General features: G+C 72.1%; 11 protein-coding genes and 1 pseudogene. 5 read left to right on the top strand and 7 right to left on the bottom strand.

Annotated elements, in window-relative coordinates:
• Nucleotides 1-36: 36 nt before the first annotated feature.
• From AB0D04_RS41040 to AB0D04_RS41025, 4 genes are all read right to left on the bottom strand, one after another.
• Nucleotides 37-2,613 carry an ATP-binding protein gene (locus tag AB0D04_RS41040; RefSeq protein WP_362712509.1) on the bottom strand — a complete coding sequence of 859 codons (2,577 nt, stop codon included), beginning with the start codon at nucleotides 2,611-2,613 and terminating at the stop codon, nucleotides 37-39.
• 245 nt (nucleotides 2,614-2,858) lie between these two features.
• On the bottom strand, nucleotides 2,859-3,182 hold the full coding sequence (locus AB0D04_RS41035) for an STAS domain-containing protein (RefSeq protein ID WP_083107440.1): 324 nt from the start codon (nucleotides 3,180-3,182) through the stop codon (nucleotides 2,859-2,861).
• Between the two features lie 185 nt (nucleotides 3,183-3,367).
• Nucleotides 3,368-4,216, bottom strand: a complete 849-nt coding sequence (locus tag AB0D04_RS41030) for a 3-hydroxyacyl-CoA dehydrogenase family protein (RefSeq protein ID WP_362712508.1) — start codon at nucleotides 4,214-4,216, stop codon at nucleotides 3,368-3,370.
• A gap of 225 nt (nucleotides 4,217-4,441) precedes the next feature.
• Entirely contained in the window at nucleotides 4,442-5,083 is a 642-nt protein-coding gene (locus tag AB0D04_RS41025; protein WP_362712507.1) for a helix-turn-helix domain-containing protein, read from the bottom strand.
• 81 nt (nucleotides 5,084-5,164) lie between these two features.
• On the opposite strand from AB0D04_RS41025, the gene AB0D04_RS41020 reads away from it, so the two are divergent.
• From AB0D04_RS41020 to AB0D04_RS41010, 3 genes are read left to right on the top strand one after another with little or no spacing between them, the layout of a single operon-like run.
• On the top strand, nucleotides 5,165-5,950 hold the full coding sequence (locus AB0D04_RS41020; RefSeq protein WP_362712506.1) for an ATP-binding cassette domain-containing protein: 786 nt from the start codon (nucleotides 5,165-5,167) through the stop codon (nucleotides 5,948-5,950).
• An 8-nt stretch (nucleotides 5,951-5,958) separates the two neighbouring features.
• Entirely contained in the window at nucleotides 5,959-6,738 is a 780-nt protein-coding gene (locus AB0D04_RS41015; protein ID WP_362712505.1) for an ABC transporter permease, read from the top strand.
• 10 nt (nucleotides 6,739-6,748) lie between these two features.
• The gene (locus AB0D04_RS41010; RefSeq protein ID WP_362712504.1) at nucleotides 6,749-7,321 is read left to right on the top strand and encodes a cob(I)yrinic acid a,c-diamide adenosyltransferase; all 573 of its coding nucleotides are present in this window, start codon (nucleotides 6,749-6,751) and stop codon (nucleotides 7,319-7,321) included.
• Here the strand turns inward: AB0D04_RS41010 and AB0D04_RS41005 are convergent.
• On the bottom strand, nucleotides 7,318-7,908 hold the full coding sequence (locus tag AB0D04_RS41005; protein ID WP_362712503.1) for a hypothetical protein: 591 nt from the start codon (nucleotides 7,906-7,908) through the stop codon (nucleotides 7,318-7,320). The genes AB0D04_RS41010 and AB0D04_RS41005 overlap by 4 nt on opposite strands.
• A 178-nt stretch (nucleotides 7,909-8,086) precedes the next feature.
• Here AB0D04_RS41005 and AB0D04_RS41000 point away from each other — a divergent pair, with 178 nt between their 5' ends.
• Together AB0D04_RS41000 and AB0D04_RS40995 are read left to right on the top strand one after the other, a co-directional pair.
• The gene (locus AB0D04_RS41000) at nucleotides 8,087-9,307 is read left to right on the top strand and encodes a histidine kinase (protein WP_362712502.1); all 1,221 of its coding nucleotides are present in this window, start codon (nucleotides 8,087-8,089) and stop codon (nucleotides 9,305-9,307) included.
• A complete protein-coding gene (locus AB0D04_RS40995; RefSeq protein ID WP_362712501.1) occupies nucleotides 9,304-10,047 on the top strand; it encodes a response regulator transcription factor in 744 nt (247 codons plus the stop codon). Before AB0D04_RS41000 ends, AB0D04_RS40995 begins: the two co-directional genes overlap by 4 nt.
• Nucleotides 10,048-10,153: 106 nt before the next feature.
• On the opposite strand, the gene AB0D04_RS40990 is transcribed toward AB0D04_RS40995, so the two are convergent.
• Both AB0D04_RS40990 and AB0D04_RS40985 read right to left on the bottom strand, forming a co-directional pair.
• Nucleotides 10,154-10,612: a DUF2550 domain-containing protein gene (locus tag AB0D04_RS40990; RefSeq protein WP_362712500.1), complete on the bottom strand. Its 459-nt coding sequence runs from the start codon at nucleotides 10,610-10,612 to the stop codon at nucleotides 10,154-10,156.
• A 118-nt stretch (nucleotides 10,613-10,730) separates the two neighbouring features.
• Nucleotides 10,731-10,825: pseudogene (locus AB0D04_RS40985) on the bottom strand (F0F1 ATP synthase subunit epsilon); the annotation flags it as partial.

Here is a 10,825-nt window from a genome sequence, read left to right as displayed (position 1 = left end):
CAGGACCCGGCCGACCGGGGCCTGGGCTCCGTCGCGTCAGGCGGTCGGCGCGCTCTCGGTGGTCGAGGGGCTGCCGCTGTCCGATGCCGAGCCGGAGGCTGACGGCTCCGCTGCCGCCGAGGTCGCCGAGTCCGGGCTCGCCCCCGACGAGTTGCTGCCCGAAGCGGTGGTCCCCGACGGGGTCTGCGCCGTCGGCTTGTCCGTGGGGTCCTCGGTCGGCGTGGGGTCCGTCGGCTCGCCGGTCGGGTCCTGCGTCGGCGTCGGGGTCGGCCGCTGGGTGGGCTTGTGGGTCGGCGTCGGCTCGGCGGTCGGCGTGGTGGGGTCCTCGGTCGGCCGGGTCGGGCCGGTCGTCGGTTCCGTCGGCCGGGTGCTGGGGTCGGTCGGCTTCTGGCTGGTGGCCGGGTCGCTCGGCGACGGGGACGCGCTGTGCTTGTCGTGGGTGCCGGCGGGCGTGGACGTGCCGGGGCCGGAGGGCGGCAGGCTGGAGCCGGTGCCGGGGTCCTCGGTCGGCAGTTCCGGGTTCTCGCCGTCCGGGGTGGTCTGTTCCGAGGTGACCTGGTCGCCGCCCTTGGAGTCGTCGCCGGAGGTCATACCGAGGGTGACGACGGTGCCGAGTACGGCCACCAGCAGGGCGCCGGCGCCCGCGGCGACGACGTTGCGCCGGGCCGTCCGCTTGGTTCCCGTACCGGTGGCCGGCAGGGCGGTGGTGGACATCGCGTCCGCCGCGCCCCGGGCAATGACCGTCGCACCGTTCTCCTTGGGGCGCGGAACGCGCAGCTTGGCCGTCGAGGCGGCGTCGGCCGACGAAGCCGCCACAGCCTTCGGTGCGGCGCCCGCCTTCGCGGCGTGCTTGGGCCCGACGGGCTTGAGGACGGTCGTGTCGGCGGCCGCCGAATCGGCCCGCGAACGGTCAGTGACCAGGGCCAGCGCCCGCCGCCCCGCGACCGCACCCCGGCGGTCGGAGAGCACCCCGCGCAGCCCGATGGACGCCTCCAGCTCCGCCCGCGCCCGGTCCAGGCTGCCGGTACACAGCGCCAGCACGCCCAGCTCGTGGTGGAAGTAGGCCTCCTCCGCGACCTCGCCGGCCCGCCGCGCGGCCTCCTGGCCGTGCCGCAGGCTGCGCTCCCAGGCGCTCCAGTGCAGCGCCGCGGCGAACGCGGGCGCGGCCGTACGGGCGAGCAGGACGGCGGCGCTGGCGTGGCCGCTCTCCCGGCCGGCGGTCAGGATGCCCATCGCGGCCAGCACCGCGTCCGCCTCGGCGGCGATCCGGTCGGGGGCGACCGAGGGGTGGCCGGCCCACCAGGCGTAGTGCTGGGCGGCGGTGTGCGCCCGGCCGGCGGCGCCCTCGGCGTAGCCGATGGCGGCCAGCTGGTCCTGGACGGTCGCGGCGAGCCGGTAGCGGGGGCCGGCCGGGGTGATCAGGCCGCAGTCCAGCAGGTCGCCGAGGACGGCGTCCGCGTGGGTGTCCTCGGTGAGCGCGGGCAGATGCGCCTGGTGCGGCAGCTCGCCGCCGAGGGCGACCGCGTAGCGCAGCGTCTCCTGGGCGGCGGTGCCGAGCCGGTCGACGAGCAGCGGTACGGGCGAGGCGGCCTCGCCAAGGGTGGGCAGCGGGCCGTCGGGGTGTTCGTCGTGGCCGGCGGTCCCGTCCTGGGGCGCGTCCTGAGGGGCGTCCTGCGGGGCGTCCTGGGCCTCTTCGGCCGGTGCCGAGTCGGCCCGGCTGCGGTCGCGCCGTCGCAGCAGCGCCGCGGCCTGTACGAACCGCAGCGGCAGTCCCTCGGACTCGAACCACAGGTCCGCGGCCCAGGCCTCCTCGTCGGAGGTGAGCGGCCGGTCCACGGCGCGCTCCAGCATCCGTACGCAGGCGCCGCGGCCGATGCCGCCGAGGAAGACCTCTTCGAGGTGGGAGCCGGCGCTGGGGGCCGGGACGTCGGGGGTCGCGGCGATCAGGAAGGCGCACTCGGGGGTGGCGTCGAGCAGCTCGTCAAGCGCGGTGCCGCCGAATTCCAGGTCGTCCAGGACGACGATCGCGCCGATGCCGCCGAGGCGGCGCAGCAGCTCCGGGCGCTCGGGGCGGTACTGCGGGGCGCGGTGGACGGCGCCGAACAGTGCGTAGAGCACGTCGGTGGGGGTGCGGTGGTAGCCGGAGAGCCGGATGACGCCGTCGGGGGCGAGGTCGGTGCAGGCGGTGGCGACGGCGTCGAGCAGCCGGGTGCGGCCCGATCCGGCGGGGCCGGTGACGCGTACGGAGCGGCCGCGGGAGAGCAGCCGTACCAGGCGTTCCGTTTCCTCGGCGCGCTCCTCGAGGACGGTCTCGTGCCCGGTGGATCCGGGCGGGCCCGCAGGGAGCGGGGGCGCGGCGGCGCGGGCCGCCTCGGCGCGCTCCTGCGGTCCGAGCTTGCCGGGGACGGCGGGGCGCTGACCGGGCGGGCAGGGCTCTATCTCGCTGCCGTCGATGGGGTTGACGGTGACGAGGTAGCCGCCGGAGACCAGCCGTACGACGCGGGCCTGGCCGCCGGAACCCTCCTGGGGGGTTCCGTACGGAGGTGTCGTCGCCTCGGCAGGGTGACCCTGTTCGCGGTACTCCTCAGGTCCCCGGTTGGTGTTCGGGTCCATGCTGCAAGCTCCCAGATCTGGCGTGCCCGACTGCGTCTTCCGGCCGTTCGCACCCCCGGCTCCGGCCGAATTCTGCTGGCCGTGGCGTCTGGTCTGGTCCGGTTCCCACCGTGCTGACGGCATACGGCGGGCAACCGCACCTTAGCCCCGGTGCGCGGAGCGGCACATCGCCGGGGCCGAACACTGCCCCGAACATGCTGAAACGTCCCGGCAGGGGAAGATTCTTCACCTTCACGGCCTTTGCCTCACACGCGCGGAAGCGATTCCGCTTCGATGCCGCCCTCGATGGCGAGGATGCGGTGCAGCCGGGTGGCGACCAGGAGGCGCTGCATCTGGGGCGGCACGCCGCGCAGCACCAGTCGGCGGTTGACCCGGCCGGCGCGGCGGTGCGCGCCCATGATCACGCCGAGGCCGGTGGCGTCCCAGGAGTCCAGCTCGGTCAGATCCAGCACGAGATCGCCGTGGCCGGAGTCGACGGCGGCGTGCAGGGCCGTACGGGCGTCCGCCGCGCTGCGCACGTCGAGGCGGCCCCCGACGACCAGCTCGACGTGGTCGCCCCTGATGTGCATATGCGCTCCCCGGTTGATGGGCCCGTAGGTGAGTGGGTCTGCTGCCCTTGAGGTCTACAGAACTGACGGCCTTTCATGCGGCGAAGTTGCCGCCTGTAAGCGAACCGATACCGAATTCACCCCACAGGGTGATCACATCGGGCCGGTGACACCGGTCCACCGGCCCTGATGCGGTATCAGCGTGATCAGTGCTCGTAGAACCCCTGCCCACTCTTGCGGCCGATATCGCCCGCATCCACCATGCGCCGCATGATCTCCGGCGGCGCGAACTTCTCGTCCTGGGACTCGGTGTAGATGTTGTCGGTGGCGTGCATCAGGATGTCGACGCCTGTCAGGTCGGCGGTGGCCAGCGGTCCCATGGCGTGGCCGAAGCCCAGCCTGCAGGCGGTGTCGATGTCCTCGGCGGTGGCCACGCCGGACTCGTAGAGCTTCGTCGCCTCGACGACCAGCGCGGAGATCAGCCGGGTGGTGACGAAGCCGGCGACATCGCGGTTGACGACGATGCAGGTCTTGCCGACCGATTCGGCGAATTCCCGCGCGGTGGCGAGCGTTTCGTCGCTGGTCTTGTAGCCGCGTACCAGCTCGCACAGCTGCATCATCGGCACCGGCGAGAAGAAGTGCGTGCCCACGACCCGCTCGGGGCGGGAGGTGGCTGCGGCGATCTTGGTGATCGGGATGGCGGAGGTGTTGGAGGCCAGCACCGCCTCGTCCTTGGCGAGCTTGTCCAGCGACTGGAAGATCTCCCGCTTGACCTCGATCTTCTCGAAGACCGCCTCGACAACGATATCGGCGTCGGCGACGGCTTCCAGGTCGGTCGTGGTGGTGATCCGGGCCAGCGCCTGACCGGCGGCGGCCGCCTCGAGCTTGCCCTTGGCGACGAACTTCTCGTACGAGGCCTCGATGCCGCCCTTACCGCGGGCCAGCGCCTCGTCCGTCACATCGCGGAGGACGACGTCCCAGCCCGCCTGGGCGGAGACCTGCGCAATACCGGACCCCATGAGTCCGGCCCCGATGACGGCGAGCTTCCTTGCCACTGCTGTCCCCTAACACCCTGTGCATTTGACGGTTCTCACGATGACTCTCAGGGCGACGTTAGCGGTCGTGAGTGATCCATTGGTGGGTTGGAGATGCGCGTCACGCCCGCCCGTCACCCAACCACCGCCCCTCAACGAGGCCCTTCGGGCCGCAGCGTCACATTTCCATGACGGACATCACACCGTCGAGGGGCGGACGTCGGCCGGAATCCGGTGAGGCAGCCGTCAGCCGGCCGCCCGTACGGCGTAGTTGAGGACCTTTTCGCTCAGCAGGTCCTCCATCTCGTCCAGGAGGCCGAGGGCCTCGCGGGAGACGACGTCCGGCTTGCGGCCGGCGATCATCTCGTGGGCGATGGTGGCCATCAAGGTCTGGTGGATCCAGTTGATCTGACCGGCCATCAGACCGGGCATCGGGTCGTCGTCCGTGGCGCCGGTCTCCTGGCGGAGGGTGGCCTCCAGGTTCTCGTACTGCTCGCGTTGTACGTGCCACAGGCGGGCCTGGAGGGTCGCCGAGCCGTGGACGACCTTCATGAAGCGCTCGTACCCCTCGATGAGTCCCACCTTGGGCGAGACGCTCACCACTTCCTCGCGCAGCTCGCGCAGGACGGCGGCGGCGGCCGACTCCCCCGCGGCCCGCGCCCGCACGAACCGCGACAGCCGGTCGATCAGCCCCTTGCTCCGGTCGAAGAAGAGGTCCTCCTTCGCCGGGAAGTAGTTGTAGACGGTGTTGACGGAGACGTTCGCCGCCTCGGCGATCTCCGCGATGGTGACCGCGTCGAAGCCGCGCTCCAGGAAAAGCCCGGTGGCCATGTCCGAGATGTACTGGCGCGTCTGCCGCTTCTTCCGCTCCCTGAGTCCCTCAGCCATGCCCCCACCCTACCGTTCGCTGGGCTCCATGAAATTTTGGAGGCATTGCAATTTTGGGGTCCCTCTGTTTTGCTCTCTGTCATGCCCGTCATCAGCGCGTCCGGACTCGCCCGGACCTTCACCACCAAACGCGGCCCCGTCGAGGCCGTCCGCGGTATCGACCTCACCGCCGAGCGCGGCGAGATCCTCGGCTTCCTCGGCCCCAACGGCGCCGGCAAGACCACCACCCTGCGGATGCTGACGACCCTGCTGGCGCCCACCGCCGGCACCGCGACCGTCGCCGGCTGCGACCTCGTCCGCGATCCGGCGGGGGTGCGCCGCGCCTGCGGATACGTCGCCCAGTCCGGCGGCGTCGACCCCAGCGTCTCGGTGCGCGAGGAACTGGTCACCCAGGCCCGCCTCTACCGCCTGACCAGGTCCGAAGCCCTCGCCCGTACCGAGGAGTTGGCCGCCGACCTGGGCCTGACCGAGCTGCTGGACCGCCAGACCGCCGCGCTCTCCGGCGGCCAGCGGCGGCGGCTGGACATCGCGATGGGCCTCACCCACCGCCCCCAGGTCCTCTTCCTCGACGAGCCGACCACCGGCCTAGACCCGGGCAGCCGCGCCGACCTGTGGGACCTGGTCCGCCGGATCCGCGCCGACCACGGCACCACCGTCTTCCTGACCACCCACTACCTCGACGAGGCCGATGCGCTGGCCGACCGGCTGGTGATCGTCGACAAGGGCGTGGTGGCCGCCGAGGGCACCCCGGACGCCCTCAAGCGCGCCCACACCGGCTCCCCCGACGCGTCCCTCCAGGACGCCTTCCTTGCCATCACCGGGCGCAGCAGCACCCCGCCCAAGGACACCGCCCCCGTAGCCGTCTAGGAGCCGTCATGCCCGCCCCTGCCCCGTCCCCTCTGGCGTCCTTCCTGTCCGACACCGCGCTGATCTTCGGGCGCTACGCCCGCCAGACCCTGCGCTCCAGGCTCCAGATGCTCTTCGGCGTCCTGATGCCGCTGCTCTATCTGCTCTTCTTCGGCCCCCTGCTGACCGACCTCCCGCTGTCCTCCGCCGGCAGCTCCTGGCAGCTGCTGGTGCCCGGACTGCTGCTCCAACTCGGCCTGTTCGGGGCCGCGTTCTGCGGTTTCGGCATCATCGTCGAGAAGCAGTACGGGGTCGTGGAGCGGATGCGGGTCACCCCGGTGAGCCGGCTGGCGATGCTGCTGGGGCGGGTGCTGCGCGATGCCGCGCTGTTCGTCTTCCAGTCCGTGCTGCTGGTGCTCGCCGCGCTGGCCATGGGGCTGCGCGCACCACTGCCCGGCATCCTCATCGGCTTCGCCTTCGTCGCCGTACTGACCGCCGCCCTCGCCTCGCTGTCGTACGCGCTGGCGCTGAAGGTCACCACTCCCCAGGAGTTCGGCCCGGTCATCAATGCCGTCACCATGCCCTCGATGCTGCTGTCCGGCCTGATGCTGCCGATGACGCTGGGGCCCGACTGGCTCGATGTGCTCTCGCACTTCATGCCGTTCCGCTATCTCGTCGACGCGGTCCGGTCGGCGTATGTGGGCTCGTACGCCTCCTCGGCCATGCTCTACGGCGTCCTGGTCGCCGGCGCCCTGGCGGCGGCGTCGATGGCCCTGTGCACCCGGGCGTTCCGCAGGGGCGCGGCGTAGGCTCGCCCGTATGGTGAATCTGACGCGCATCTACACCCGCACCGGTGACAAGGGCACCACCGCCCTCGGCGACATGAGCCGTACCGCCAAGACCGATTCGCGGATCTCGGCCTACGCGGACGCCAACGAGGCCAACGCCGCCATCGGGGTGGCCCTCGCCCTCGGCTCACTGCCGGACGAGGTGGCCGCGGTGCTGCTGCGCGTGCAGAACGACCTCTTCGATGTCGGGGCCGACCTGTCGACGCCGGTGGTGGAGAACCCCGAGTTCCCGCCGCTGCGCGTCGAACAGGCCTATATCGACAAGCTGGAGGCCGACTGCGACCGCTTCCTGGAGGAACTGGAGAAGCTGCGCAGTTTCATCCTCCCGGGCGGCACGGCGGGCGCCGCGCTGCTCCACCAGGCCTGCACGGTCGTACGGCGCGCGGAGCGCTCCACCTGGGCGGCGTTCGAGGAGCACGGCGAGACCATGAACCCGCTGACGGCCACGTATCTCAACCGGCTCTCGGACCTGTTGTTCATCCTGGCGCGTACGGCCAACAAGGAGGTCGGGGATGTGCTGTGGGTGCCGGGCGGGGAGCGCTAGGGACCCGGCGTCCTCTCCCGCGGCCGGGCCGGGGCCTCGGTTGCCGTTCCGTCGCGCGGGTCCTTCTTCTGCCAGATGAGGTAGGTGGCGGCGATGGCGCCGTGAACGGCGAGGATCCGCAGCGCGGTGAACTGCCAGTCGCGCAGGGAGCCGGTGTCGCCGTCGGTGCCGACGTACCAGATGGCGATCTGCAGCAGGCCCGCCGCGACGGCCACCATCGCCACCGTACGCAGCCACAGCCTGCCCTCGTGCCGGGCCCGGGCGACTCCGTAGCGCGGGGCCTTGACCGGGGGCGGGCCGCCGGCGAAGCGGTGGGAGAAGTGGCCGTCGGCCCAGTTGATCGTGTAGTGGCCGTAGGCGACCGTGAATCCGATGTAGACCGCGGCCAGGCCGTGTTTCCCGTCCGCGGCGGCACCGCTCTTGAGGTCGATCGCGGTGACGATCAGCAGCACCAGTTCCAGCAGCGGCTCCAGCAGGAGCACCGCCGCCCCTGTGCGCGGCATCCGTGCGAGGTAGCGCAGGGCCAGGCCGCCGGCCAGGAGGACCCAGAATCCGACCTCGCAGATGATGATCAGCGTAACGATCACGATGCCTTCCGGTTCCTTTCCGTGCCCGGCCGTTCCTACCTGTCCAGGCTCGCAGCGCCCGGCGCCCGGTGCGTCGTCACCCGCGACGATCCCGTGGTGGTGCGGCTGCATCTTTCGATGTAGCCGGGTGGCTACAGGGATGAGGCGGTGGCAGCCCCGCGGCGTGTTGGATGAAGGGGTGCCACCCCACACCGACCGCACTCTCCTCGCGCCCGGCCGGCCGCACCGTCACGATGTGCTGATCGCGGGCGGCGGGCTGCTGTGCGGGCTGCTGCTGTGGACGCTGCATCTGCACGGCGGCCCGCCGCTGTTCGGGCTGCCCGCCTCGCTCACCCTGGTGGCGCTCACCGCGATGTCAGGGGCCGAGCTGATGCGCCGTACGGCACCGATGGCCGCGCTGGCCGTCGCCGTCCTGGCGCTGACCCTGGACATCTGCAGCGGCACCCTGGTCGCCACGGTCCTGATGTTCACCGATGTGGTCTACGCGGCGGTGCTCTACGGCGGCCCGGCCGCGGCCCGCCGGATCCCGCTCTCCAGCGTCCTGCTGACCTTCCTGGCCACCATCGCGCTGGCCGCGCTCTGGCACGACCCCCAGGTCGTCATCTTCAGCATCGTCATCGCCCTGGGCACCGTCTTCCCGGCCTGGACCGGCGCCCTCATCCGTAATCACCGCGACGCCGCCCAGGCCGCGCGGCTGCGCGCCGAGCAGACCGCGCTGCTGGCCGAGATGGACCGTAAGGAGGCGGTGGCCGGCGAGCGGGCGCGGATGGCGCGTGAACTGCACGATCTGGTCGCCAACCATCTGTCCGCGATCGCGATCCACGCCACCGCCGCGCAGACCATCGACGACCCGGCGGCGACCCGCGAGGCCCTCGGGGTGATCCGCGAGAACAGCGTGCAGGGTCTGGCCGAAATGCGAGGCCTCATCGGCCTGTTGCGCGACGCGGGCGGTGACGGCGCGGCGCCGGCCGCCGTGCCCACCCTCGACGGGCTGGAGGCGCTGATCGCCCAGGCCCGAACGAACGGCGCCGGCAGCGGGCTGTCCTTCGTCCTGGACGCGCCCCGCACCAAGCCGAAGCTGGTGGCGCCGGTCGAGCTCGCCGCGTACCGCATCGTCCAGGAGTCGCTGACCAACGCGCTCAAGCACGCCGCGCCCGGCGAGGTCCTGGTGCGGATCGTCCAGGACGGCGGCGGGGCGCTCACCGTCACCGTCCGCAGCCCGTACGCCGAGCGGCCGGGCCCCCGCGCACCCGGCTCCGGCGCCGGGCTGGTCGGGATGCGTGAGCGGATCGCCCTGCTGGGCGGGGAATTCGCGGCCGGCACCCGCAGCGGGCCGGCCGGCACGGTCTGGCTGGTGCGGGCCGCGCTGCCCGCCCCCGAGGAGGAGGAACAACGATGACAGGCGCCGCCGCGCAGCCGATCCGGGTCCTGGTCGCCGAGGACCAGTCCGCCGTACGGGCCGGGCTGGTGCTCATCCTGCGCTCGGCCCCCGATATCGAGGTGGTCGGGGAGGCGGCGGACGGCGAGGAGGCGGTCCGGCTCGCCCGAGAGCTGCGCCCCGCCCTCGTCCTCATGGACATCCAGATGCCCCGGCTCGACGGGGTCTCCGCCACCCGGCGGATCGTCGCCGAGAAGCTGGCCGACGTCCTGGTGCTGACCACCTTTGACCTGGACGAATATGTTTTCGGGGCGCTACGGGCGGGGGCCGCGGGCTTTCTGCTCAAGGACAGCGATGCGGCCGCGCTGCTGACGGCGGTGCGTACGGTGGCGGACGGCGAGGGGCTGATCGCGCCCGCGGTGACGCGGCGGCTGATCGCGGAGTTCGCCGGGGCGCGCGGCGCGCCGCGGCATGCCCGTAAGGAGGACGGCCCGGATCCGGCCGTCCTGGACGTGCTGACGCCGCGCGAGCGCGAGGTGCTGGGGTGTCTGGGGCGAGGGCTCTCGAACGCCGATATCGCGCTGCGGCTGGCGATGGCGGAGGCCACCGTGAAGACCCATGTCAGCCGGCTGCTGGGGAAGCTGGAGCTGCGCAGCCGGCTCCAGGCGGCGGTGCTGGCACAGGAGTTGGGTGTGGACGGGCCTCAGGAAGCGGACGGGGCTCAGGGAGCGGACGGGCCTCAGGAAGCGGACGGGCCTTAGGGGGCGGTCGAACGCATCCCGTAGGGGTTGCGGGCGCCCCCTGCGGGCCAGAACGTGGTGGGGGGAGGGGGTATTCCTGTGGCCGGTTGATTCGGGCCACAGGGGATCAGGCGACGTTCACCCTCTGGCCGGGGGGTGCCGCTTCGAGCCAGGCCAGGAAGCCGGTGAGGGCATCCTCGCTCATGGCCAGTTCCAGGCGGGTGCCGCGGTGGTGGCAGGCCAGGACGATGGAGTCGGAGAGCAGGGCGAGTTCCTCCTCGCCCTGGGGGGTGCGGCGCTCGAGGACCTCGATGGAGGCGCGCTCGAGGATGCGGCGCGGCCGGGGTGCGTAGGAGAACACCCGGAACCACTCGACGCGGTCGCCGTTGTAGCGGGCGACGCCGTAGATCCAGCCCTTGCCGCTGGGGTCGCCCGATTTCTCGGGCTGCTCCGGTACGTTCCACCGCAGGCTGCAGTCGAAGGTGCCGCCGGACCGCTGGATGAGCCGTCGCCGCAGCCCGAAGACGAACAGCCCCAGCAGCACCAGTACAACGACGATGCCGCTCACAAGCAGAGCGAGGACCATCTCGACCGACCTCCTCGCCTCGTATACGACACACGCACCTGCTGTGCCTCAGCCGCGGGCCGCTCCGGAGGATTCCGGGCGGCCCGCGGCTGAGGATCGATCTCGTCGGTGACGGGGCTCAGTGAACGCCCGTCCCCGCACGCAGCCGGACATCCGCTCGGCGTTCGGCGGCCGCGTCGGCGTCCGACTTCGCACGCTCCAGGGCCCGCTCCG

This window comes from Streptomyces sp. NPDC048483 (assembly GCF_040651455.1).
Lineage (GTDB): Bacteria > Actinomycetota > Actinomycetes > Streptomycetales > Streptomycetaceae > Streptomyces.
This window is presented reverse-complemented; position numbering and strand designations above follow the sequence as displayed.